The organism is Pseudomonas sp. R76, assembly GCF_009834565.1.
Classification (GTDB): domain Bacteria; phylum Pseudomonadota; class Gammaproteobacteria; order Pseudomonadales; family Pseudomonadaceae; genus Aquipseudomonas.
Genome location: NZ_CP019428.1, coordinates 3230710 through 3255859, shown reverse-complemented (window position 1 = coordinate 3255859; position 25150 = coordinate 3230710). Strand labels below are relative to the sequence as shown.

Annotated in this window: 23 protein-coding genes and 3 pseudogenes; 8 read left to right on the top strand and 18 right to left on the bottom strand. The window is 49.9% G+C overall.

Features of this window, described 5'->3' with window-relative positions; translation table 11 throughout:
* The first annotated feature begins 249 nt into the window (after positions 1-249).
* Positions 250-612, top strand: a complete 363-nt coding sequence (locus PspR76_RS14795) for a hypothetical protein (protein ID WP_237235766.1) — start codon at positions 250-252, stop codon at positions 610-612.
* A 318-nt stretch (positions 613-930) separates the two neighbouring features.
* Here the strand turns inward: PspR76_RS14795 and proC are convergent, their stop codons facing one another.
* The 11 genes from proC to PspR76_RS14745 all read right to left on the bottom strand — a co-directional run bounded on the left by proC (position 931) and on the right by PspR76_RS14745 (position 10647).
* Positions 931-1731, bottom strand: coding sequence for a pyrroline-5-carboxylate reductase (gene proC / locus PspR76_RS14790; RefSeq protein ID WP_159956361.1), 801 nt, complete (start codon positions 1729-1731; stop codon positions 931-933).
* 245 nt (positions 1732-1976) lie between these two features.
* The gene (locus tag PspR76_RS14785) at positions 1977-2792 is read right to left on the bottom strand and encodes an IclR family transcriptional regulator (protein WP_159956359.1); all 816 of its coding nucleotides are present in this window, start codon (positions 2790-2792) and stop codon (positions 1977-1979) included.
* A 61-nt stretch (positions 2793-2853) separates the two neighbouring features.
* Positions 2854-3588, bottom strand: a complete 735-nt coding sequence (locus tag PspR76_RS14780; RefSeq protein WP_159956357.1) for an amino acid ABC transporter ATP-binding protein — start codon at positions 3586-3588, stop codon at positions 2854-2856.
* 9 nt (positions 3589-3597) lie between these two features.
* Complete coding sequence (locus PspR76_RS14775) at positions 3598-4284, bottom strand: amino acid ABC transporter permease (RefSeq protein WP_159956355.1); 687 nt, start codon at positions 4282-4284, stop codon at positions 3598-3600.
* A 1-nt stretch (position 4285) separates the two neighbouring features.
* The gene (locus tag PspR76_RS14770) at positions 4286-4981 is read right to left on the bottom strand and encodes an amino acid ABC transporter permease (RefSeq protein WP_159956353.1); all 696 of its coding nucleotides are present in this window, start codon (positions 4979-4981) and stop codon (positions 4286-4288) included.
* A 45-nt stretch (positions 4982-5026) separates the two neighbouring features.
* Positions 5027-5863: a transporter substrate-binding domain-containing protein gene (locus PspR76_RS14765; protein ID WP_202982186.1), complete on the bottom strand. Its 837-nt coding sequence runs from the start codon at positions 5861-5863 to the stop codon at positions 5027-5029.
* A 92-nt stretch (positions 5864-5955) separates the two neighbouring features.
* Positions 5956-7176, bottom strand: coding sequence for a pyridoxal phosphate-dependent aminotransferase (locus PspR76_RS14760; RefSeq protein WP_159956351.1), 1221 nt, complete (start codon positions 7174-7176; stop codon positions 5956-5958).
* A 3-nt stretch (positions 7177-7179) separates the two neighbouring features.
* Positions 7180-8103: a 4-hydroxy-tetrahydrodipicolinate synthase gene (dapA, locus tag PspR76_RS14755; protein WP_159956349.1), complete on the bottom strand. Its 924-nt coding sequence runs from the start codon at positions 8101-8103 to the stop codon at positions 7180-7182.
* 527 nt (positions 8104-8630) lie between these two features.
* Entirely contained in the window at positions 8631-9242 is a 612-nt protein-coding gene (locus PspR76_RS14750; RefSeq protein ID WP_237235765.1) for a reverse transcriptase domain-containing protein, read from the bottom strand.
* An 86-nt stretch (positions 9243-9328) separates the two neighbouring features.
* Positions 9329-9658, bottom strand: coding sequence for a hypothetical protein (locus tag PspR76_RS31140; protein ID WP_202982185.1), 330 nt, complete (start codon positions 9656-9658; stop codon positions 9329-9331).
* Between the two features lie 101 nt (positions 9659-9759).
* Complete coding sequence (locus tag PspR76_RS14745; RefSeq protein ID WP_159956347.1) at positions 9760-10647, bottom strand: NAD(P)/FAD-dependent oxidoreductase; 888 nt, start codon at positions 10645-10647, stop codon at positions 9760-9762.
* A gap of 141 nt (positions 10648-10788) precedes the next feature.
* Between PspR76_RS14745 and PspR76_RS14740 the strand changes: the two genes are divergently transcribed.
* Positions 10789-11217, top strand: a complete 429-nt coding sequence (locus tag PspR76_RS14740; protein ID WP_159956345.1) for an Rrf2 family transcriptional regulator — start codon at positions 10789-10791, stop codon at positions 11215-11217.
* 161 nt (positions 11218-11378) lie between these two features.
* Here PspR76_RS14740 and PspR76_RS31685 read toward each other — a convergent pair.
* From PspR76_RS31685 to PspR76_RS14725, 3 genes and pseudogenes are all read right to left on the bottom strand, one after another.
* Positions 11379-12045: pseudogene (locus tag PspR76_RS31685) on the bottom strand (group II intron reverse transcriptase/maturase); the annotation flags it as partial.
* Between the two features lie 135 nt (positions 12046-12180).
* Positions 12181-12275: pseudogene (locus PspR76_RS14730) on the bottom strand (IS66 family transposase); the annotation flags it as partial.
* Positions 12276-12380: 105 nt separating this feature from the next.
* A complete protein-coding gene (locus PspR76_RS14725; protein ID WP_159956343.1) occupies positions 12381-13877 on the bottom strand; it encodes an FAD-dependent monooxygenase in 1497 nt (498 codons plus the stop codon).
* A gap of 66 nt (positions 13878-13943) precedes the next feature.
* Between PspR76_RS14725 and PspR76_RS14720 the strand changes: the two genes are divergently transcribed.
* The gene (locus tag PspR76_RS14720; protein WP_202982184.1) at positions 13944-14492 is read left to right on the top strand and encodes a TetR/AcrR family transcriptional regulator C-terminal domain-containing protein; all 549 of its coding nucleotides are present in this window, start codon (positions 13944-13946) and stop codon (positions 14490-14492) included.
* Positions 14493-14581: 89 nt separating this feature from the next.
* Here the strand turns inward: PspR76_RS14720 and PspR76_RS31260 are convergent.
* The 3 genes and pseudogenes from PspR76_RS31260 to ubiA all read right to left on the bottom strand — a co-directional run.
* A pseudogene (locus PspR76_RS31260) lies at positions 14582-14880 on the bottom strand (IS5/IS1182 family transposase); the annotation flags it as partial.
* 989 nt (positions 14881-15869) lie between these two features.
* Positions 15870-16187: a hypothetical protein gene (locus PspR76_RS14715; RefSeq protein ID WP_159956341.1), complete on the bottom strand. Its 318-nt coding sequence runs from the start codon at positions 16185-16187 to the stop codon at positions 15870-15872.
* A 1082-nt stretch (positions 16188-17269) separates the two neighbouring features.
* Positions 17270-18217, bottom strand: a complete 948-nt coding sequence (gene ubiA, locus PspR76_RS14710; RefSeq protein ID WP_237235764.1) for a 4-hydroxybenzoate octaprenyltransferase — start codon at positions 18215-18217, stop codon at positions 17270-17272.
* A gap of 172 nt (positions 18218-18389) precedes the next feature.
* Here ubiA and PspR76_RS14705 point away from each other — a divergent pair, with 172 nt between their 5' ends.
* The 3 genes from PspR76_RS14705 (at position 18390) to PspR76_RS14695 (ending at position 21276) form a co-directional block, all read left to right on the top strand.
* Positions 18390-19376, top strand: coding sequence for a LysR family transcriptional regulator (locus tag PspR76_RS14705; RefSeq protein ID WP_159956339.1), 987 nt, complete (start codon positions 18390-18392; stop codon positions 19374-19376).
* A gap of 497 nt (positions 19377-19873) precedes the next feature.
* The gene (locus PspR76_RS14700) at positions 19874-20482 is read left to right on the top strand and encodes an oxidoreductase C-terminal domain-containing protein (RefSeq protein WP_058425972.1); all 609 of its coding nucleotides are present in this window, start codon (positions 19874-19876) and stop codon (positions 20480-20482) included.
* On the top strand, positions 20479-21276 hold the full coding sequence (locus tag PspR76_RS14695; protein WP_159956337.1) for a gamma-glutamyl-gamma-aminobutyrate hydrolase family protein: 798 nt from the start codon (positions 20479-20481) through the stop codon (positions 21274-21276). Before PspR76_RS14700 ends, PspR76_RS14695 begins: the two co-directional genes overlap by 4 nt.
* A gap of 53 nt (positions 21277-21329) precedes the next feature.
* Here the strand turns inward: PspR76_RS14695 and PspR76_RS14690 are convergent, their stop codons facing one another.
* Positions 21330-22211, bottom strand: a complete 882-nt coding sequence (locus PspR76_RS14690) for a LysR family transcriptional regulator (RefSeq protein WP_159956335.1) — start codon at positions 22209-22211, stop codon at positions 21330-21332.
* Between the two features lie 155 nt (positions 22212-22366).
* Here PspR76_RS14690 and PspR76_RS14685 point away from each other — a divergent pair, with 155 nt between their 5' ends.
* Both PspR76_RS14685 and PspR76_RS14680 read left to right on the top strand, forming a co-directional pair.
* Entirely contained in the window at positions 22367-24055 is a 1689-nt protein-coding gene (locus tag PspR76_RS14685; protein ID WP_058425975.1) for an ABC transporter substrate-binding protein, read from the top strand.
* Positions 24056-24194: 139 nt separating this feature from the next.
* Complete coding sequence (locus PspR76_RS14680; RefSeq protein WP_201026019.1) at positions 24195-25148, top strand: ABC transporter permease; 954 nt, start codon at positions 24195-24197, stop codon at positions 25146-25148.
* The last annotated feature ends 2 nt before the right edge of the window (positions 25149-25150 follow it).

The following is a 25150-nucleotide window of genomic DNA, read 5'->3' as shown; positions in this document are numbered from 1 at the left end:
ACTTCGCCTTAAATCCTATTTTCTGCTGCGCCCATCGTCATCATCCGCTTTCCTAAAACTGAATTCACTTTAGGTAAAGTGCCATTACCGACTTCCACACCCACTTCAGTCGAATGCTCCACAGGCTTCTCTCACTGCCCCAGCTATTCGTATCCATGGTTGCCCAAGCAGAGACACGGGTCGTTACTGTTCGAGCCCATCCGGTATCAGCGACGATCAGCCTCCGCGCCATTCGCCGGCCCTTCAGCCTTGCGCCGTTGGGTCGATAAAATGCGCAAAGAGCGTTTGAGCGCGACGCCGATAGGTGCCAAGGCGATCACCGCCGATCAGCGGCAGATTCAAAGGCTCAAAGCTTTGCTTAGGGAGAAAGACCTGGACATCGAAATCCTAAAAAAAGGCCAGTGCTCTACTGCTCTTGGACGCCAAACATTCACGCTGATCGACGAGCTGGACGAGCAGTACGGTGTGATCAGGTGTTGCCGGGCGTTCGGCGTCGACCGCAGCAGCTTTTACGCTTGGCGTCAGCGCCAAGGCAGAGCAAATCCTAAGGGGGAGAGGCTCAAAAACGCGCTGGTCAAGCATCACAAGGCATCACGGGCGTCTGCGGGGTAAGGCATGGAGGTGTCTACGAAACCCGGGGCGATTCATCCAGTTGCCCCGGCAAGTATCACTGACCATGGGCCATCTGGGTGAATGGGGAGCAGTTCCAGGCCCTCAGCAAAGTTTTGCCTCGTCGATGTCCAGTTCTTCCAGCGCGACATTAGAACTGTTATGGACTGCAGAGGGGAACACACGACGCCACACCGACTGGCTTAATTTCCACCGCCTCGTCAATTCCCGCCAAGCGCAAAAACTTGAGCAAGTACAAGTCAAAAATTGAATCCTCCACAGCGATTACAAAAATCTTGCGGAAAATAATGTGCCCCTAAATCAGATATCTAAATTGACGGCGGATAGCTCCTGCGAACGTAGGTAGGCCGCCAGGGTCGCCGCTTCAATAAGGCGCCTAAGCGCCCGATCCTGTTCGAAGGTGGCAATGGCCGCAGCAGTCGTGCCATTGGGGGAAGTGACGGCACTGCGCAGATCGACAATGTTCGTGTGTTCCTGAGTCTGCTGGCGAGCGGCGCCCAGTGCGGTCTGGCTGGCCAGATCTTGCGCTAGTTGGGGGTTCAGCCCCAAAAGCACGCCAGCCCGGGCTAGGGCTTCGGTGAATAAGTGATAGTAGGCCGGGCCACTTCCGGATATTGCAGTGACTGCATCGAGTAAGCTTTCCTGCCCAAGCCAGTAGCTCCGGCCCACGCTGTCGAATAATTGGCTGACTTGCGCGCGACGTGCGTCATCCAGTCTCGCATCAGCGTAGAGCCCTGTGCATCCGGCGTTAACCAGGACAGGGGTATTGGGCATGGCACGAACCACTGGACAACGCCGAGCAAGAGCATGGTCCAAAGTCTGGGTGGTGATACCGGCGGCGACCGAGATGACCACCGCACCCTTGCAGATTGCGTCGGGCAGAGAGGCTGCGACGCTACACACCTTGTTAGGTTTGACCGCAATGACAATAAGGTCGAAGGGCTGTTGTGCAAGCGCTTGCAGATCTACGTACCGAGTTGCCCGAAGATCGGGAAGCTGAAACGGATCAATTGCGCTGATGGTGTCGACAAGGCCAGTTGCCAGCCAGGCTTCTCCGATGGCGCTACCGATGCGCCCGTAGCCAATGAAAAGAACATTCATGGTTGATCTCCCGTTAAGTCACACGAAGTGTTTCAAGAAAGATGCATCGTGATGAGCGTGCTTGCGATACTTAACGCCCTACCATTGCTTACCGAATGAGTGCTAACCGCTGGAAAGAGTACAATCCAAGGCGATGGCGTAAATCCCGCAGTCTAGAGCGATGTCCATACATTCGTAGCCGACAAAATATATTAACAGTTTGAGGTCGCGCTCAACACGGTACATTTCGGATCTAAGATTAATATTTATGTGGCTTTTAGTCGGTTAGTAATCTCATTTGCTGCTGACAATAACAATTGTTTGCATTCTAATATGGCGGCTTCGGCATTAATGTATTCACTAGAATAGGAGGCACCTATGGCGCCAACCTCATTCGTCATAGAATCAAATATAGGACATGCGATAGTAATATCGCTAGCAAAATCCTCTTCTATACCCACTACAAATCCAGACACTCTACTCTCGTTTACCCTATTGATAATTTTATCAATATCCCAAACAGTATTTGGCATAACCGGTTTAAGCTTAGTAGTTTTTAAAGTATTCAACACCACATCCTCAGGCAGTGCAGAGTACATTGCAATACCTGTGGCGCTACAATATGCTGGTACTTTTAATCCGCCAAATAATTCGTTGGATAACATTTCGGGATGAGTGTATCTCACGGCAAAAAACGTGTCAGCCCCATCCAGAAGGGTCAAATTAATAGACGCGTTTGTCTTTTTTCTTAAAAATTTTAGGTAGGGTTTGGCAGCGGCGACAATTCGGTGCGACTCTAAAAATGATTGACTCAGAAGCAAACACTTTTTCGAAAGACGATACTCTCCGTCGCGCCCAATTTTTTCAAGATAGCCGAGCTTGTAGAGCGTATGTGCGGAGCGTTGCGCAGCACTCTTCTCCAAGTCCGTTTCTCTTGCGATTTGCGAAAACCCCATCATAGGCTTCGCCCGGCTGAATGCCTCTAACACACGAAACGCTTTAGCAACGCTTCCAACGAACAGATTGTCTGTTTTGGAGTCACCAAGCGCTTCAACAGTATAATTATTTAAATCGGATGACATGATAATACTTCATTCAAATCGTGCAATTAAAATTCGCTCTAAACATGACTATTTAAAGCATTCACGCCCAAGGTGATCGGATATCCGAAAGAAACCGCTGCGCCCTAGGGTGTTGAGGCGCCTTGAAAAAGTCTTCGGGTTTCGCTCTTTCAAGGACAGAACCATTATCCATGAAGATGACACGATCAGCTACCTCTCGCGCAAACCCCATCTTGTGGGTAACACACACCATTGTCATGCCATCCGAAGCCAAGCTCTTCATAACCATAAGAACTTCATTGACCATTTCAGGATCAAGCGCCGAAGTAGGCTCATCAAATAATATTACCGGAGGCTTTACTGCCAATGCACGAGCAATAGCTACGCGTTGCTGTTGTCCACCAGAAAGCGAAGACGGGTACATATTTGCTTTATTTGGTAAGCCGACCCGTTCCAAAAGCGCCATTGCAAATTCATTAGCTTCTTTCACCGGTATTTTTTGTAGATTTATTGGTGCTAGCGTGCAGTTTTCCAAGATGGTTAAATGTGGAAACAAGTTAAACTGTTGAAAAACAAAACCGATGCTTCCTCTTGTTTTATTGACATCGGTTTTTACTGAGTGTATGTCTTGACCATTTATTAAAATCTTGCCGGATTGAATAGGCTCAAGTCTATTCAATGTTCTGATTAACGTTGACTTGCCCGAACCTGAGGGGCCGCAAATGACGACCACTTCGCCTTTGTGGATAAACTCACTTACATCAACCAACGCGTGGTAATTCCCATACCACTTTTGAATATTTTCGATAGCAATCATGTGCGATACCTATTGGATATTATTTTTAGCGAGACGACGCTCGAGATAAAAAGCGAATCTAGATAAACCGAAGCACATTGCGAAGTAACTCACGGCGAGCAACGAATATACCTCAAGGGGCTTCGAAAGCACTTGCGCGCTAATTCTGTTAGCTATGAATGAAACTTCTGGAAGACTCACTATGAAGCCAAGAGATGTCTCCTTTATAGTTGAAACTAGTTGATTGATCAAGGAGGGGAGCATGTTTTTCAAAGATTGCGGAAGAATAACAAGGCGCATGCTCTGCATATATCCGAACCCTAAAGATCTCGCACACTCTAGCTGCCCTTTTGGCAAAGATTGAATTCCTGCTCTGACAATTTCAGCAATGTATGCGGCATCAAAAATAATTAGCGCTGTCAGCAGCGTAGAAAACTGGCCTGTTCTTTGGCCTGTTAATGCAGGCAAAAGAAAATAGGCCCAAAAGATAATTAGGAGCAGAGGCACCCCGCGAATGACGGCTAATAAAATGCTTGAAGTTTTTCTTAATGAGCGTACGGGACTAACTCTGCATAATCCAAAAACAATTCCAAGTGGCAGAGCGAGCAACAATGCTAATGTAGCGAGCAACAGCGTTAACGCTACTCCTCCCAGAGGGCCCTCTGGATATTGTCCCAATAGAAAATAAATTCCGTAATCTTGAATTAAGTCATTCATATTATCCTCTCCGCACCAAAGAATTCTGTTGATACCAGTGGGAAAGTAACGAAATGGCAGCAGAAACAGTCAAATAGGCAGCCGTCGCAAATGCAAACGATTCGAACGTCTGGAACGTAGCACTTTCGACTTGACCGGCTTGGTACATTAATTCAGCCACGCCAATTACCATTGCAATGCTGGAGTTTTGCCATAGGTTTAAAGTCTGATTGATGAGTGGGGGAATAGTTATACGTAGGGATTGAGGCAGAATTACAAGTTTCATTATTGAAAAAAAGCCGAACCCAAGTGACCGTCCCGCTTCATGCTGCTCTTTTGGGATAGAGCGCATGCCGCTACGAATATCCTCTGACATGTAGGAGGCAGTATATAAAACCAGGGCAATAATTGCGCTAATCATTTCATAGTTCTGTGCGTAAAACCAAGTCCGCAACTCCAAGGGAAATAGTTGCGGGGCCGCAAAGTACCAAAATAACATGTGTACCAGCAATGGTATGTTACGAGCACCCTCTACGTATACTTGACCAATTAAGCGCAGCACCGATATAGGCGCCATTCTTAATAGGGCGATGAAGATTGAAAGCGGGATCGTCAGCAAAAGTGAGATTAACGTCAGTTCGATTGACATTAGTAGCCCGCTGATAAGCCAGTCATGATACGGACCGTTTAACAGAATAGATAGATTGAAACTAGACATTTGCCTCCCCCGCTAGCCGTTGCGCAAGAACAGCCTGGCTAATATTTAATCGATTTTATCGGAGTTAAATTTGAATGTGCGCGGCGGAAAATTCATGCCCGATGTAGGGCCGAACCATTTGTCATATAGATTTCGACCCTCACCTGATGCCTCTAATTGAGTAAGGGTCAAGTTCACTTCGTTCAGAAATTGAGGTTCACCCTTTCTGATGCCCAGAGCTAAGTACTCCATGCTGATTGGTTCATCAATAATTAGATAATTATTGGCGTCGGCTCCAAGCTTTAGCATATTACCAGTCAAAGTCGTATCATCATCCACATAAGCAGCGCCTTTCCCCTGTTGAAGTGCTAGTACTCCCTGAGGATTTGTATCAAAGGATATGACGGTTGTGTTTTTAATCATTCTAGGAATGGTTGTTTCAGTGGTGGAACCCTTTGTTGTAATGACTTTTTTTCCTTCCAATTGTACAAGACTATTTATATTAGAGCCTTTACGAACCATGGCTTTTTGGTGAACTACAAATGTAGAAAAAGAGAAACTGATTTGCGATTCGCGCTCTTTATTGTGAGTTAAGGATGCTGCGAGGATATCGACTCTCCCTTGCTGTAACTCAGGAATGCGTGCGGCTGTTGCAAGTTGTTTTAAAACTGGCTTGACTCCAATGTTTTTTGCAATAGCATCACATAAATCAACGTCATAACCGACAATTTTTCGATCAAGGGGATTTTTCATATAGCTAAAAGGTTGATCCGTACCCAAAACACCGCAAATCAATTCTCCACTGCTTTTGATATCTTGGAGTTGATCTGCATAAACGGTATTAGCCAGCAGCGTAAAAAAGACACCTGCGCTGAAATGCTTAGTTTTCATATTAAGTTTCATGTCATTTTACCTTTTTGTTATTTTGAGTTGACATTGCACACTCAGGATTATTGAGCATTACCGAGGCTGTAAAATATCTTGCAGTTTTTTCGCTAAATCTGTTCAACGGCCTTGATCAATTTGCAGAGTCCCTTTTCAATTGTTTCACGGTCCGTTGCGAAGGACACTCTGACAGTGCCAGGCGCTCCGAATGGGGAGCCGGGAACAACTGCAACACGGTGAGTATCCAGCAGCCATGCTGCGAAGTCCTCATCTTTGCGTTGGGAATTTCTAAAAATCATACTGTTGTTTAATGAGTCACTCACATCAAGTAGTGCATAAAAAGCCCCCTGCGGACTGTGCATATGAATTTTATTTGTGGTTGAAATAATTTCTGCTACCAGATCTCTCCTACTCCTGTAAGAATCCACCATTCTTTCGAGGGAGTCTGTTGGTCCGTTGAGCGCTGCGGCGGCTGCTGCTTGACTTATCGAGGATGGGCCTAGTGTCGTTTGTGACTGATAATCAGCCATCGCATTAATAATATCAGAAGGCCCGGCCCCATAACCTAATCGCCAGCCAGTCATTGCATACGCTTTAGATACACCATTAGCAATTATAATTCTGTTGGTGAGCGCAGGACAGGTTTTAGCAATCGATGCGTGATGATCATCTGAATAGTTGATTTTCTCATAAATTTCATCCGATAAAATATAAACGTTTGGAAACTCTTCGAGTACCTTTCCTAACTGAACTAACTCTTGCGTGGAATAAATAATTCCACATGGATTGCTTGGAGTATTCAAAACCAGCCATCGCGTTTTTGGCGTGATACTGTTTCTGAGTAGCTCTGGGGTTAGCTTGTAGCCATTCTTCCGGCTTGTAATTGCATAGGCAGGAACACCGCCGGCAGCATAAATCATTCCCGTATACGCAGCCCAGTAAGGCGTCGGAAGTAAAACCTCTTGACCTGGCTCTAATGTAACAGCGAACGCGTTGGCGATGATTTGCTTTGATCCCGTAGCAACCATTATGTTGCAATCTTCGAAATTTAGCCCGTTTTCACGTGAAAATTTATTTAGAACTGCTTCCCGCACCTCTAACGAACCACGTACAGGTGTGTAATGTGTAACACCGGCCCTCATTGCTTCTTTTGCTGCGGCAATTATGTGTTCAGGCGTATCAAAATCAGGCTCCCCTGCAGTAAGAGCATGAACAACTATGCCCCTTGCATTCAAATCGATCACTTTTGAAATTAACTCATAGATTTTAGAGGTTTTAACTTCTTTCATTCTGCTGGATATTCGCACACCGGTGATGAGAGAGTTTTCCATTTTTTAATGCTCAGTTATTGTTTTAATGTTTTTTGCCATGCCAGAGTCGGCTAGCGCTTTCATTACATTATTAACGGTTGTATTTTTCGCAGGCGTAAGTGGCAATCTAACAGAACCAGTGTGTTCCAGGCCAATAGCTCGCATTGCAACCTTCAATCCGATCGGGTTCATTTCTGAATATATTGCTGAAATCAAAGCTGAGTATTTAGCTTGCAGTTCTATTGCTTCTGCCATCTGTCCCTGCTCTACCAAACTCTGCATATTGATCCAAACACCCGGATCGAGATTGGCCACCGCAAGTACGCCGCCTTTTGCACCGATAGCAAGATGTGCAAGAAATAGCGATTCTTCACCAGATAAAATGGATAATTTGTCTCCAGCCAACTGGACAATCCGAATCAACTTGTCGATTTTCAGACCGCAATACTTCATGCCAACAATGACACCGTCATTTGCCATTTTTGCAATTATTTCAGCACTTAACTCAACATTGGTTCTACGTGGTATTTCATACAAAATGATAGGAATACCGATAGCTTTCTGGAAGTTTGCAAAATATTCGTAGACGCCTTCATCTTCACCGATCGTGTAAAAAGGCGTCACTAGCATTACTGCGTCTGCGCCGGCTTTTTTGGCCTGCTGACCTGCATAGATCGCATCGTTATATCCAGTCGCCAAAACACCTGCGATGACTGGTACGCGGGAACGCGCAGCCTCACACGTCCACTCAACCACTTGAATACGTTCCTGGCTTGATAGTGCGGGGTACTCCCCCGTCCCTCCCAAAGGAGCTAATCCAGCGGCCCCTTGCCCTATTAAATAATCCACATGATTCTGCAAAGACTGCTTGCAAACTCTCCCGTCCGCCGAAAATGGGGTCGTTGTGGCGACGACAATTCCGCGCAATTTTCCATCAATTAGTGACATCTTGACCCTTCAAATTGCTATTTAATTAGTATTGGTTTCTATAAAATCACAACTAGTTTCTACGCCGCGCGACACAAAATCTCAAGAGTTTTCGTGCGAAGTAGGATTTTTTTTTCGGGAGGCACAGGAAGCCTTGTCGATCCTCGTCCGAATAAAAGGCTCAAATCTGAATAAATAGCGCACCGCATGCCCGTTGGTGAGCGTAGGGTGCGGTCTCGATGATTGCCCTCGCAGTATCGGGCGCTAGGTGCTTAGGCACATCGGTTGCGTTGGTGACGGCAGGCGACGACACCAATACTGGAGCGACTCAACTACCCGTCGAAACACCGTGATAGCTTTCACCTCAGGCATGACGGATCCTTGAATTTAGAGAGCGTAGTTGGGATTGACGTTTCACGAACCGAATTAATCGTGACTAAAGTACTAACGTGGCCCAGACTCGTTGAAGTGGATTTGACCGATCATGAAACGGCCGCGGTAGGAACGGCAGTTACCTGCCGCCCCCGCACAGATCCGTACGTTCGGAACTACCGCATACGGCTCCTGCCTTGGGTACGTGACGCAAAGCGATTCTCTGGATAAGGATGTGCATTTCTCGGTCTTGGTATATAGAGGTCGGCAAGGCGTCCGTAGCGTGACCATTGAAGCCGATGACGGTGGCTGCGACGTTTGAGGGCTTGCCGCCAGAGACAGCATACCGCCAACCGAAAACCGTCAAGACGTATTAGGTTTCCCGGCACCACGTGGTAATTGAAGTACCCACTGGCAACCCGGTTAAGCCACTGACCCACGACCCGAACAGGCTCATGACGTCGGCGTTTCAGCTCACCCCGGATAGCCAGTAGCGTTGCAAGCATTCGCTTCTTGACCGTCAGTTGCAGTATTTGAAACCCACCGCTTCTGTTGGTACTACCACAGTGCGTGAAGTCCAGAAAGTCAAATGTCTCCGGTTTACCTAAACCTCGCTTTCTACGACTTCTCGCAGCAAGACGACCAAACTCAATCAGTCGTGTTTTCGAGGCATTGAGCGATAGGCCGAACCTGGCCAACCGTTCCTGCTGCTGCATCAGAAACTGCTGAGCCTGCACTTTCGTCCTGAACCCCACCACACTGTCATCCGCGTAGCGCACGACAATCATATCGCCACGCGCGTGGCGCTCGCGCCACTGCCTTGCTCATCGATCCAGCCCGTAGTGAAGATAGATATTCGCCAGGAGCGTTGATATCACTGCGCCTTGGGGGCGCCTTGGGGCGCCCCCTTGGTCGCAGCCACCCTACGGCCATCCCCCAAAACACCCGCTTGAAGCCATTTGCAGATAAGCCCGAGCAAGCGCCGGTCTGCAATCCTGTGCCCCAGAAACATCAGCACCCATTCATCGTCGATCTCATCAAAGAACGACGTGATATCCGCATCCAATATCCAGTTCATCTTTTGGCTTTTCAGCGCGACCCTTAACGCATCCAGCGCATCGTTGCGAAATTGCACCCCACTTGAACCCCCATTTGCATTGCCACTGACCAGTGAATTGCATCCGTGCTGACCAACCGTTTGCATTCGACCTGACCAGCACAGGCCGTAGTGAAGACCGTCAGAGAACTACCCAAAGCGGTCACGGTGGTGGATGCATCATCGCTGAGTCCGCTTACTAAACCTATTCAGCGAAAGATCAGTGACTGGTGTACCGCGCCGCCCGTGCGTGCACCATCACCCACAGCGATTGCCACATTACCTGCGGCTATTGCCGCATCCCCGCAGGCAAATACGCCGGAGACACTTGTTTGGCGCATCGCATCGACCTTGATGAACTCACCCGTCGGGCCGGCTTCAAACTCGCACCCCAGTTGCGCCGCCAGTGGGCTGCCCATGCGTGTCCGAGGCTGAGTGAACAGCCCTGCAAGTTTGATCACACGACCGCTGGCGAGCGTCACATCGGCTTGTTCCCCTCCAACCGACAGAACAGGTTCGCGCTCCACCGCCACCCCGCGCCTGGCCAGCTTTGCCAACTGGTCGGCATCAGGTTCGAGTATCTCGTTGAGGAATAGGGTTGTGGGTCCCCAGTCGGGCAACATTAGCGCTTGGTGGATGGCTATTGGCGAAGCCGCCAATACTCCAATCGGTCCGCCGTCCAATTCATAACCGTGGCAATACGGACAATGAAACACCCGCTGACCCCAGCTCTCTGACAATCCGGGAACCTCAGGCAACTCATCCACCACCCCTGTGGCCAGGATCAAATGCCGCGCCGCGAATTGTTCCCCATTCGCGACTGTTATCACATATCCACCATCGTCCGACCTTGCCTGGATGGCGGGTTGTGAAAGCCACTCTACTGTGGGGTATGCCTGCAACTGAGCACGTGCCTCGCTGGCAATCGTGCCGGGATTACGACCGTCCTGCCCAAGAAATCCATGTGAGCTGTGAGCAAATCGGTTGCGGCGTTGACCTGCATCGATCACCAACACCTTCCGGCGCGCCCGTGCCAGTTGCAAACCTGCGGAAATGCCGGAATAGCTGCCGCCAACGATGATCACGTCATAAACCATAGGTCAGTCTCCCTGGTTCTTCGACCTGCTCGAAGAACTCTAGAAACAACGTAAGTTACATGATCCCGGCGTGTCAACAGTCTCGTAACTTATGTTGTATCGAGCGATACTCACTGCCAGTAATTCAGGAATCCGCTATTCATGAGAAATAACACTCGCTTGTCCCGCATGTTGCACGTCCTGATCCACATGGCTCGCCATGAACAGCCCGCCACGTCCGATACCATCGCGCAGATGCTCGGTACCAACCCAGTGGTGGTTCGGCGGACCATGGCGCTGCTCAAGGAAGAAGGTTATGTGCGCTCAGAAAAGGGACACCGTGGAGGGTGGACGCTGGCGAAACCACTAGCAGAGATGACACTGTTGAACATCCATCAGGCCTTGGGCTCGTCCTCGCTTTTCGCCATCGGTTTGTCGACTGACCATCCAGAATGCCTGGTCGAACAAGCGGTGAACGCTGCGCTAACCGAAGCGTTTGATGCGGCGCAGGCATTGCTTATAGATCGCTTGGGGAGCGTCACCCTTGAACAGCTGGCCAGTGATTTCGAACGGCGCTATCAAAGTCTGTAAACCGTGATCTACAGAGCGGCGTTTAGAAGCACCTGGCCGAAACGGCATGTGCGGATGCCTGCTTTTGCCGGAAGGGGCCACGAAGCATGCTGGTTAAATCCGATGCAAATGACTGGTCAGATCGAATGCAAATAGGTGGGCAAGTCTGTGCAATTACCCACATCGTGCTGACTGCGGCGCGGTCGAAACCGATACGAGAACCCAAGAAAGTCTTCCTCATAGATCGAATTCAGAACAGTGACAACTGCCTGCTGTACGATCTTGTCCTCCAAAGAAGCAATACCCAACGGGCGTTGCCTACCATCAGCTTTGGGAATATAGACCCGCCGCGATGGCGTTGCCCGGAAGGCTCCTTTGTGAAGTCTTCCGTGCAACTCGGTCACGCGCTGGAAAAGACCTTCCTCATAGTCTCGCCACGACATGCCGTCCACGCCCACCGCAGCATCGCGGCGCAGGGCAAGGCCCTTTGTTCGATGGTTTCTCAGGTACTACAGACGTATCCGACTTCTCATCAGCGTGGGCAGCAGGGTTACGGCTTTTGGCCTTTCCTGCTCCGCCCGGTGCTTGCGTATCGGGCACCCATGAGATCTACCAGTTTCTGTGCAAAGGACTTCCCGACGTGCACAGGGTCTCCGACCGCACGGGATCAGAGCATGACTGGCGTATAACGTCATGCTCCGTATTGCCTTCTGCTTCGCTTAACAGCATCGGCATCCCGAATTCCTGAGTACCCGGCTCAATGGCTAGCCCATCGGTTTCCCCTGTCAACGCTTCACCCTGCACCTCGAGGTGCAACGTGCATGACTCGGAGTCTGGTTGATTCACCATTTCTTACCAGTATCGAACTTTCATCGGCTATTCTCTGCCAGCTTTAACTGGCGAACTAAGCGTCCGGGCATGCCATCTTGCTCAGCTAAGCCGGCTGCCCTCAATGCGGCAACAACTCCAAAATTTCACTCACACGCTGCGTAGGGAACCGGCAAATAGCCAGTTTTTCTTCCAAGAGCCCAAGGTCGAACTTGCTGCTGGATATGGTTGTTGTCTATCGGCACGGTGCCTATAGACTACAACGCCACCCAGTTCTCAAGCCGATGCATACAAAATGACAGAACTCATTTGCTTAAATGACAAACGAAGAGTTCCGAAGTCCCTGTTCGCGGTAGTTACGAATCCAAATTCACAGCACTGACGATACCGTCGGGCCTCACCATGACCACACCATCATTTTCCAAGCCCGTAAGTTGCCGCCAATCAAAACCTTCTTCCAGAAAACGGAAGTCGTCTCCTACTCGATAGGAGACCACATCAGCTAGCTTTTCGGCAGAAGGTCCACAAACCGCCACGTATGAACGCCCAAACAGGTCAAGGGTCGAGTGACGCTCGCCCTTCCATTCAATCCAAGTGTGAGGGAAGCGTGTGCCTGGCTGGGCGCGCAACGCGTCGACGGTATCATTAGCGCCGTAACGATAGCGCATCTGCAGAGCTCCATAATCGATCAATCGTGCGTGCGTTTGCGCATTTGCAGCCGTTTGAATCTGAAAGCGCGCCTCGAAATCTGTACGCAGCCAAGCCTGCTCTCCGTTGCGTATCGCTACCGGGCGGCGTTCTTTCTCGTAAAAATTAAGAATCGAAGGGGACTCCTGTCCCTTCAGAACGTACGCTATTCTCCAGGCAAGGTCATACGCATCGGCTATGCCGGTATTCGCGTTGAATCCGCCCCAAGGGGGCATCGTATGCGCTGCGTCACCCATTAGAAAGCACCGACCAACCCGATAGCTGTCTGCCGTTCTCACGCGCGTATTCCAGGCGGACCGCTGCAGAAGTCGCACTGGAAGGTCATAGCCAATAGCAGCCTGGATCATTGAGATGATCTGACTTTCGGACCAGCGTTCCGGATCTTCAGAGGAGGGGTCATAAGAAATGTGAAAGGACCAGCGTGTCGTATTGTTCATGGCCAGGAAAACACCTGACACTATACCGTTAGCGACCTCACACTGGCTGAAGGTTCTTCCGGCGACGTCGGTAGTCAGATCAGCTTCGAAGTAGACATTGAGATAATGGCGATTGGGCTCAATCCCTTGCCGTGCGATTCCAAGTGAGCGACGAATCTCACTTCTTGCGCCGTCAGCGGCGAAAAGATAGCCAGCATCAATCCTTGTTTCCGAGGCATCAGAATTACGTATGACTGCGCGGACACATTGATCATCTTGTTCAAAGCGCACCAACCTTGCACTGAACCGCATGTCGCCTCCGCGCTCCCGAAGGGCCGCCAGGAGCACGGGCTCTACTAGTGTCTGGGGACACGCGGTCAGTTGGCATGGTGATGGGTCCGCATAGGTATGGAGCTTGCCTATGTCGGCAAGCGGCAGCGGTTCCGACTCCAACAGCGACCGACCTCGACGGGCGCCTCCGAAAGCCCCTTGTTTCCAGGCCGTAGCCGCTACTCGCTCGATCGGGCCCTGTAATCCGATGGATCGATAGAGCTCAAGCGTCCTGGCCGAAAATCCGCGAGCACGCGGTAAGGCCGAAAGTTCCGCCCCCTGCTCGACCAAGGTGAACGGTACACCGTGGTGCTGGAGGAAGAGTGCAGCGGACAGTCCAACGATCCCGCCTCCGACAATCAACACCGTTTGATTTTGAGCTGTTTCGCAATTTTTCATGGGCAGACTCCAGCATTGGGTATATCTTTATCACCGATATACTTTATCACTGATAAGGAAGCAAGTGTGGCTCGTCTGAATCGTGAGGTTGTGCTTGGCGCAGCATTTGAGTTGTTGAATGAGGTCGGCATCGATCAGTTCAGCACACGTCACCTGGCCAGGCGGCTGAACGTCGAGCAGCCAGCGCTTTATTGGCACTTCAAAAGCAAGGCTGATTTGATGTCTGCCATGGCTGAGGCTGCCATGGCCCAGCACCGAAGCAATCTACTACCTGAGCTTGATGACGATTGGCGCCAATGGTTTACAGCTAATATGAAAAATTTTCGAATCGCTCTCCTCGCGCATCGGGACGGTGCGCGATTGCACGCGGGAACACGTCCGCATGGGACAGATCTTGAGCGACTCGAGTTGAAACTGGCTTTCTTGTGTCGGGCGGCGGGCCTTTCATATGCTGATGCACGAACAGGAATGCTTGCTGCGAGCCGTTACACAGTTGGCAGTGTGCTTGAGGAGCAGGCTGACTACGGAGGAAATTTCTCAGCCGATGAGTTTTCACATATATTTAATGCGGGAATGTCTATTTTCGTAGAGGGCCTTGCCAGCAAGCTGCGATGATAGATTTTTCTGAAAAAACTTGTATGTCATAATAAAGCGTTCGTGACGAAACAGGGTAAAGCGCTGACATATCAGCATTTTGAGTGTTTATCGACTGCTGTCTCCAAGTTATAATCAGCGCATCCGGTGCTGCATATCATCATGGAATGGCTCTCCGGAAAGGTTAGTGAGACCTGTTTTATTCGGTGAGCCGTTGAGCGGGACTTCGATCGACTTAAGCTCTTTCGTACAAGTTTTGAGCTTGGCGATTTTCTCCTCTAACCCCACGTCGGAATTTGCCAGTGTCGATCAGCAGAATCGAGTGCCTTCACGTAATGGTTGATACTCGATTCAATTTCTCCCATTCGCCACAAGAGGTGGCGCTGGTGAAATTGCGGTCACGATTGTCGCCTCCCCCCCCTGCAGAGTTCTGAGTAAATCGAGTTGGAGGCATCGTTAGAAACAGCTCTTCTAGACTACAGTCGGGCGGTTGTTAGCCAGTTTGACGTCACACGTTCAAACTCGGCTGAGTGATATTCCAAATTTACGTCGAGGCTCCCGCAACCATAGGGATGCTTCAGAAGCTGCTGGAGTCGCCGGTGGATTCCTTGCATTACCGTAGCCGCGAGATCATGACGCAGTACGGCGAGATCTCAAACTTCGGGCTTGAATATCATCACTTGTTATTGGTAATTATTTTGCTAGAGCTCTATTGCCAACTGTGCGCTCAGTCCATTACGAGACAGCAGACAGCTTTTACATCGTTATCGCGGGCGCGATCAAAACAAAGAGTTTTCCTGCGAGGCTTGGACGCGCAATTCCCTGACGGACATACATAAGGCGCAACTAGACCCATGCGGTTATCGATAATCAGATAGTTTCAGAGAGCAGAAGAAAACCGCCAAGGCATAGGCATACGACACGGCAAACGTAGAGAATCAACAAGTACAACCGACGAAAGTGCAAAAGCTGAGCCTAACGGGATGCCAGTTAGCTCGTGACTTGGATACCAAGCCTCCGCAGTCTTAAACCCGATGCCCCCCAGGAGAACAAGACCGGGGCGAAGAAACAATGTGGCACACGTTCAAGACATTAGACAAAGTCAGCGAGACTGAGCTAACAATATTTGCCAGTGATGCGGCGGTAAAAGCATTTTCATGATGTTCTATCTCAAATAGCTGAGTAAACCGGCTATTCGATTACCGCCTAACTATTAATACTGGAACGACGGGCACGTTATAAATTGAAGAATGGTACACAAACAGGGCCCTCACCCTGAACCCGTCAAATCTGAGGACAGTTATATGGCCCTTAACAACCAAAGTGCCGAAACAAGAAAAACTCTAGGAAACTAGCTTCAGAAAGGGTACCAGCAATCAACCCAATCCTAAAACCCATCTATTTATCGGGATCATCAAGACTACCGGATTCAATGCGAATTTTACGAATCAGTGCGCTACTAAAAGCCTTGTGAAAACGCTCCAAAATTAGCCTTTCCTTCTGTATTGAGTGTGAAGCCTGCATCAAATTTTGTAAATTTTGAATATTGATTGCCCCCACAATAGCATCTGCCATAAGTTGAGGTAAGAGCTCAACAGCACAAATAGAGCATACAAAAACATCAATATCTCCCATCCACAACGCTGTTGCTTTTTGCTCAGAGCAAAACGAGCATTTTTGGTTGCAATCTGCCAGACTCCCTTCAATTACCAGCATGAATAACATCCTAATCAATTTAGAGTTAAATTCACATGACAAGATCAATGGGTAATAGCCAAATGCAACGACACAACTGGATAAAACTTCCTGTATCTTTGATCATAGCAAAAAAAAAGAATAGACAGACGCCGTCCTCTAACTGGCGAAAAGGTGGGTCACGTTTACATCCCTATTTTTTCTTGTAGATGTCCACAGTCCTACAATAGGATACGCCCAATGATGCACCCTTGGAAGGTTCGGAGCGCAGGATTGGAATGGTTAAGGCTGTATCACATCCGCGACGGGGTTGCAGCGGCGACACCCGAAGCCATGCCGAGGAGCTTATTTCAGCACCTCGTCAATTTCCACCAAGCGCAAAACCTGAGTAAGTACAAATCAAACATTGAATCTCCCCAAACGATTAAGAAAATCAATCGAAAAATACCTTGCCCTCCCCCCCCCTGAATCAGCAGTCTCAATTGAGTTCCAAGAGCTGTGCGTAGACCGACAATGTTCGCGGGTTCCTTGTCTGCTGGCTAGCAGCGACCAGCGCCTAAGGACCTGAAGGCTTTTCGGTATGCTGGATAGACGAGTGAACGCATGTGAAAGTTTCATCTTGTCGAGACACCTGCCTTAGTCGATGCTGCTCATTATCGAATGCTTCCTTCCAGCGCCTTAGTGCCTCAGATCCATCTGAAGCTAAGGCGGATAATAGCGGAAAGGCTGTCAATACAGTCGCCACGAAAAGTGTAAATTTTTTCATTTCAAACCACTCCTTTATTTACATAAATAGCTGGAACAAATAAGCAGAGCTATGCTTATGCAATTATTTGACATGCTTAGATATGCCAGCTGGAACAGCTCATACTTTTCGAGCGAGGTGCAATCCATAGGAGATCGACCTCGATGAAAGCAGTCACCCAGTCATGTGTCTGCAGTACTCACCTTCGAGTCCACAACCAGATTCACCTGCAAATTAACCGAAACAAAACTTACAGAAAAACACAAAGCTATGAATATTAACCCTTCAACTTGACTCTGCCGCATAGAACAGGCAGGAAGTATAACCCATCAAACTTTTATCAACACAGAAGAACAAGCTAACATATAACTGCCGAGAACGCGCCTATTAAAAGTAGAGTCCCAATATGGAAATTTGACCTAAACAGATAATTACAGTTATCCGGCCTACCAACATTAAACTGTGAAACCTGAAAGAGCAGCATCATCGACATTGGAATAAGAAAAATAAAAAATGAACATGACCCACTTGAGGTTAGCCCTGCTATCAGCCAAAAACACATCGCCATTATATAAAAGCCTGCAACCCATTTTTTTCCGTTATCCGCGAAAAGAACGGCTGTAGAACGCAACCCTAAACGCAAGTCGTCCAAGCGATCACTGTAAGCATATAGGGTGTCGTAACCAAGCTGCCAGAAGATACAACCAACCCACAGATACAAAGCACACTGAGTGATGCTACCCGCCGTTTCGACACTAGCCATAAGTACACCCCAATTAAATGTAGCACCTAGGAACGCTTGTGGCCAGTGAGTAAAACGTTTGCACAATGGATAGAAAAACATCAAAGGTATACAGCAAAGCGCTAAGAGTGCAGCAGCATAGCTGAGAAATATAAGCAGACTAGCTGCCATTACCAGAAGTATTGCTAAAAAGACAAGTGCATTATTTAACCTCAATGATCCATTAGCAAGAGGACGAGAGCGAGTGCGACTGACATAAGCATCAAAGCGCCTATCAAATATATCGTTAATCACGCAACCAGCGCTGCGCATCAAAAACGCCCCAATTGAAAATACTAAAATCTGTTTGAATTCGGGTATTTTCCCACCACTCAAAAACAATGAAGCCAAAGCAGGAAATAAAGTCAACCAGATGCCTATCGGCCGATCGACACGCATTAGTCTCGCATAAGGCTGCCAAGATAATGGCAAATACATAGACACAAAGTCATTGTGGTGAATATCATTCAAATCCATATCATTTTTCAACGTAGCCGTACTCTTAGCTCTAATGCTTGCACCCATAAGACCTAAACCTTATCCAGTCCACGCACAGAAAGGTTCAATTTCTAGACACTAAATTCTGCAAGCGCGTATGATAGCGTGCTGACGTGTCAACGCCTTCGCTTAAGAAAAACTGTTTGGGTGATTCAAAGCAAGAGAAGAATTTACATTAGCAAAATGCAGGATATGCACTATGATTTCAGACGATGTAATGCCTAGCACAATCCGACTCGATTTGAATTTACTAAGAGTGTTTAACGCTATTTATCAAAATCGAAGTATTCTGCTGGCTAGCAAGCAACTCAATTTGAGTCAATCAGCAGTAAGCCACGCACTCAGTCGGTTGCGTGAGTCTCTGTCGGATGAGCTATTCATCCGTACCGCCAATGGGATGGAACCATCAGTTCGTGCTCAGGCAATCTCGGGACCGATCAAGGACGCGTTGAACCTAATCTATAGCGCGGTAGGGGTTGAGACTTTCGATCCTGCAACTACGTCGAGAACGTTCACACTAGCTGCCACTGATTACGTCACGTCAGTACTACTCTCACGCGTTATTAAGCATCTCTCCACTGCCGCCCCTGGAATTAAGTTGGTGGTGCGCCCATCTACGCGCCTGGATCTAACAGATCAAATCGATGTGGGACGAATTGACCTGGTTCTTGGAACATTCGCTGATCTCCCAAAAAGGGTACAGAGTGTTTCGCTCTGGCAGCAGCGGGATGTATTGGTAATGCGTAGAGATCACCCGCTCCTGTCAAATAAGCAGATCATTCTTGATCATCTTGCGGGGCAACTGTGGGCAGTTATATCGGTAGGTGGACAGGAGGAAGGCGCGGTCAACGGTTTCATATCAGAGCGCGGTCTAGCGCGCCAGTCAGATATGTTCGATCGGCAAAGTCTGGAGCATGCGCTTGCATCAATTGGGCAGACACCCCGTTATGCACTTACACTACCTCATTCGTTGGCGTTGCCTGAAGTGCTAGCTGACAGCGACCTTGTGGGAATTGTACCTGAGCCATTGGCTCAAGCATTTCAGGAAAGATTTGGTCTTCACTATCGACCGTTACCCTATCCAGGGCAAACGTCGGTGTTGGAAGCCGTTTGGCATGCTCAAAAAGCAAATGATCCGGGGCATATATGGCTTCGCAATCAGCTAGTAACTCTATCTCAACAGTAAGGGGGGGGGGGTAGGAAATAGCTTTATCATCACCGTGGCGGACTACGCTAGGGCAGAACCCGGTCGGAGTGAGCTTAAATCGTGCCAATCCAAAGAACATAATTTCATCAACACCCCATCAGTATTTAGCATAACCGGCTTAAGCTTAATAGTTTTATAGAATGAACGCTCCGCCCGGTCAACAAATGGAAACGCTTAGACTCGGCTCGGCATGGGCTGATAATGATGGTATGAACACCCAAAACCCCGCGTCCAAATCCAACCGAACAGTTTCTCTCAAAGCACGGCGCCCTCGATCACCTCGCGGCATTTATCATAGAAAGCAAGTCAATGTCGGCGCCGGCAGTGATGAAGATCAGCGGTTGCCGCCGAGCAACATAACTAAGGAACTGAAGAAGAACTACATCCCTCCCTCGGTAACGAGGCGAAAAGAGGGCACTAGCTTAATAAAGGCCTCAGGCCGCTCCAATGCATAACTGAGGTTCATCTGAGCAATATTGACATGTGATGCCGTTGAACTTAGCGACGGTACGCTGCTTGAGTGCGATATCGTCGTGGTGGGTATTGGAGTAATTCCTAATGTGGAACTCGCCCTGCAATGTGGATTGGAGGTGCACGGCGGTATTGTTGTGGATGCTTTTGCACGTACCAGCGATCCGCTGATCGTGGCGGCCGGGGATTGCGCGGCGTTCGATTGCCATTGGCTGGCGGAAGGATATGGATTGTCCCGCATTGAGTCAGTTCAGAATGCAATCGATATGGCAAAAGTCGCAGCTGAGACCTTGACTGGCGCCCTTGCACCTCATAAATCACTACCATGGTTTTGGTCGGACCAATACGATCTAAAGTTGCAGATTGCTGGCCTCCATAACGGTTCAACGGATCAGGTCTTAACTGGCTCAGTCGAAGATCGTAAGTTTTCAATCTACTACTTCAGAGAGGGCGGCCTAATCGCTGTTGACAGCGTAAACAGCCCGCAGGATCACATGTTGGCACGTCGACTGCTTACCAATGGGTCGACACCCACACTTCATCAGGTTCAAAAAAAGCACTTCACACTCAAAATCTTTGCCTCAACGTGCGCTACTCAAGAACAAGCCTCATGAACAAAATCACTCAGCACGCCTACGAATGTAACCGTCCGATTGTAGGTGTCATGTGCGATCGATTACTGATCGAGGATCACGACTCGCACACGGTCAAACACAGTTATTTACGGGCGCTCGTCTTAATTGCAGGAGTTTATCCGGTGCTCATTCCCGCAATGCTCACGGAAGAAGATAATTCCTATCTCAATGCGTTCGATGGTTTGCTTTTCCCTGGAGGAGCATCAAATGTTGATCCGCTCCGCTACGGAGAACATACCGCTTTACCCATGTTATCGGATCACGCACGTGATCACGTAGCTTTGAATTTATTGCCTACAGCTGCCGCTCGCGGCATACCAGTTCTGGCCATATGTCGCGGCTTCCAAGAGATGAATGTATCTCTTGGTGGAACGCTCAATGCTGATATATATGCCGCGGGACGACAGGAGTATCACCGCGAAAACCCCAAAGAGGACCTGGTTTCTCGTTATCGCTATAAGCACGACGTCGAATTGACCGAAGCAGTTATTCTTCATCGCTTGACAGGCAAGACTCACGTCAGAGTCAACTCTCTACACAACCAAGGAGTCAATAGGATCGCTGATAGACTGACCATCGAGGCAGTAGCGCCTGACGGTCTTGTGGAAGCCGCAAGTGTAAAAGGCCACCCATTCGCTGTAGGAATCCAGTGGCACCCGGAGGCAGTGCTTGATGACGGTATATCGACCGCATTGTTTAAAGCCTTCGGAGACGCTTGCCACGACTATCAAGCGATTAGACGGCAAAAACGGCTAGGCAATCAGGCGTCTTAATTGTGAGTCTGCAGTTCAAGCACCGTAGCATCCGTTTATGACACACCCGCTTTTCATTTAGCCAGACACTCGCGCGCGACCTCGAGGAACCGACTTACTGCTGGGCGAATTGGTTCCGCTCCCGTAGCGATCGCTGTTTCCAGTTTTACATTCAGGTCATCTACTACGCGAAATACTAAATTCGCATTGCCCAAACCTTTCATAGAGTGGGGAACAAAAGCGACTCCTAAGGCTGAGGCCGCCATGTCAAGCATTGTATGCCAACTGGTTTTTTCTTCACGCAGCCTCGGCTGAAATCCCGCACTGCCGCAGGCAGCCAATATGGAATTGTACATAAAAGCTCCGGTTTCTTCGGCACACACAATCAAACGTTCAGTTTTAAGGTGTGCCAATCGCAACGTCGGACGGTCAGCCAATACATGATTGGCATGCAGCACCGCCACCATCCACTCATCGCCAGCGGGCCGCATCACCAATTGCACAGCGTTCACGGGGGGGTGAAGAAACGCGATATCAATGGAACCCGTGGTAAGCGCGGAAACCTGATCGTTGGTGGAAAGTTTGCGTAGCGTCACGTCGACACCCGGATACATCGTCGTATAGCGCCGGATGATCAGTGACATACGCCCGGCTTCCGGCAGTTCGCAATAACCAATTGCCAAAGCGCCTGCATCGCCACGCTCTGCATCCTGAGCTTGCTGGACAGCATTGTTCATCTGGTTCAGCGCGACGCTCAGCTCCCTGGCCAGAATGAGGCCAGCCTCAGTGAGCATCACTTTTTGCGGCGATCTGATTAAAAGCGTGCAGCCAATTTCCTCCTCCAGCTTCTTAATCTGGTGGGATAACGCCGGTTGCGTGAGGTGCAGACGTGAAGCGGCCCTGCTGAAGTGCAGCTCTTGAGCAAGGACACAGAAACTATGGGCATATTTGAGCATTCTTCATCATAAGCAATTTTTATTTTGATCTACAACAAAAGAAATTTCACATCTACACGGTATCGCCCTATGTTCCGTGAAACGACTGGCTACTGATTACCTATAGTGAAATCAGCAATAGCCGCCTCGCAAGTGTTGGCATGAGGACGAGATAGATGGCGCGAAACACCAAAGTTCTATATTCCTTGACCGTCGCACTCATGGCGCTCGGTCTCCTGCCAAGCCTCTCGCAGGCGGATCAAAGTCGGGACGCCCTGATGAAAGCGCACCGCGGCGGAACGGTACGACTAATCGCCAAGTCGGCGGGCGGCACGCTCGACCCTCAAATCAACTATGCCCCGCTCTACAACAATTACTATTCGGGTGTTTACGATGGTCTTGTGACCTTCAAAAAGGCAGGCGGTGTCGAGAGTTTGAACGTGGTCCCCGACCTCGCCGAGCAAATGCCCACTGTAACGAATGAAGGCAAAACCTATACGCTCAAATTGCGTGACGGAATAACGTTCTCCAATGGGCAGCCGCTCACCACTGATGACGTCGTGGCATCGTTGCGACGCATTTTCAAAGTGTCGAGCCCAACCTCTGGCACATGGTTCAACGGGATCGTCGGCGCTGACGCCTGTCTTGCAAACGCCGCCGGTTGCACCCTTGATGGCGGAGTCGTAGCGGACAAAGCGAACCGCATCATTACGATCAACCTCACCGCGCCAGATGCCGAATTCCTTCACAAGCTTTCGATGCCCCACGCTTCGATCCTGCCGGCGCAGACCGCTCCACGCGATGCAGGGATTGAGCCAATACCCGGAACAGGTCCTTATACGTTCCAGAGCTACGACCCGAACCAGTCGCTTGTATGGGTTCGTAATCCCCATTTCAAAGAGTGGAGCGCAGAGGCTCAGCCGGACGGCTACGCTGACCGCTTTGAACTACACTTTGGCATGACGGCTGATGCCCAGATCAACGCCGTCACCAATGACCAGGCCGATGTAATGTTTGACCAGCCGCCAGTAACTCGCCTGGCGGAAATCGGTACGAAGTTCTCAAGCCAGGTTCACCTCGATCCGCAGTTGGCGTTGTGGTACCTGCCACTTAACGTCAACCTGGCACCGTTTGATTCGCCCAAGGCACGTCAGGCCCTGGCGTATGCCATCGATCGCAAAGCGCTGATCAATTTTTTCGGGGGACGTAACCTCGCCAGCCCTACTTGCCAAGTGCTTCCACCAGGCGTGCAAGGGCATAAGCTCTTTTGTCTCTACGGCAAAACCCCTGGCAGCCAATGGTCCGCACCAGACCTGGAACGGGCAAAACAGCTGGTTGAAGAGTCGGGAACCAAAGGTCAGGCAGTCACGCTGGTGATTGATGACGGCGATATCTCTCGCAACGTCGGTGCCTATCTGCAGAGCACTCTCAACGCCATCGGCTACAACGCCAGCGTCAAATCTTTATCGGCAAATATCCAATACGGTTACATTCAGAACTCTTCCAATAAAGTCCAGATGTCTGTCACTCAGTGGTATGGCGACTATCCCGCTGCCAGCGACTTCCTGAATGTACTGCTTGGGTGCAAGTCCTTCCGTCCGGGGTCTGATTCGTCGCCCAATATGTCCGGTTTCTGCGATAAAGCCTTGCAGGCCAGTATTGATAAGGCATTGCTGCTTGGCAGCACTGACCCAGCAGCGGCCGGCGAGCTTTGGTCCGCGATTGATCGGGAGGCGATGCAGCAAGCCCCCTTGATCCCCCTCTTCAACCCGAAACAAGTGACACTAGTCTCCAAGCGCTTGGGTAATTTCCAGTTCTATACGGCGACGAACGCCTGGGCTTACACGCTGGCGTGGGTGCAATAAAATGAGCAGGCCACCCGAGCAGGCGCGCACGTGTCCAGCACAGGAACACCATGCCGCAGCCCAACCTGGCATCTTGTCCGCGCTGCCCGTCCTGACGGAGTTGACGAGCCCACCTGCACCTGGCCCCTGGATCCAGGCCATGCAGAAGCTCTGGCGCGACCGCTTGGCGATAGTCGCTGCAACCGTGTTACTGATGGTAATCGGCGCTTCACTATTGGCGCCGATATATGCCGAACGGGTTGTGGGAGTGGACGCATTCAGTTCCAACCTGGATGGAGCGATCACACTCGATGGCGAACGCATTTCTGTACTCGCACCCAATATGGAGGGGTTGGGCATTGGCGTAATTCCAATCGGTCCGACCTGGCATTTCAATGCGTACTTTTTGGGATCCGACGAGCAAGGTCGTGATGTGATGTCACGTTTGTTGTATGGCGGGCAAGCGACGCTGCTCATTGGGGGCGTCTCGACCCTGATCACGCTGGTACTGGCTGCAGTCTTGGGTATATGCGCAGGCTTTTTTGGAGGCTGGGTTGACCAGATACTGTCCCGCACACTGGATGTGCTATGGGCGTTTCCGATCTATCTGCTTGCGATCTGCCTCTCCATCGTGCTGCTGACAACGCACATCCAACTTGGGCCTTTTGTTATCAGTTCCGGCAGCCTGGTCATTCCGATCATGATCATTGGAATCATCTATGTGCCGTACGTGGCCCGGCCCATTCGGGGACAGGTGCTCGCCCTCCGAAAAAGCGAATTCGTGCTCGCAGCCATTGGCCTCGGTGTGCCCCCTTGGCGCATCCTGCTGCGGGACATCCTGCCCAACGTGATCACCACATTAATTGTGTTTGTGCCCCTGATCATGGCGCTGAGCATCGCCACGGAAACCTCATTGTCTTTCCTGTCCCTTGGCGTTCAATCCCCCGGTGCGAGCTGGGGCACGATCATCCGTGACGGCCAAAGCCTGCTCTACAGCCGTCCATGGGTATCCACCGCCCCAGGGCTGGCGATAATCGTCACCATTGTGGCACTCAACATTCTGGGCGATGGCGTACGTGACGCATTTGATCCACGCGCTAAATTGAGACCTTGAGG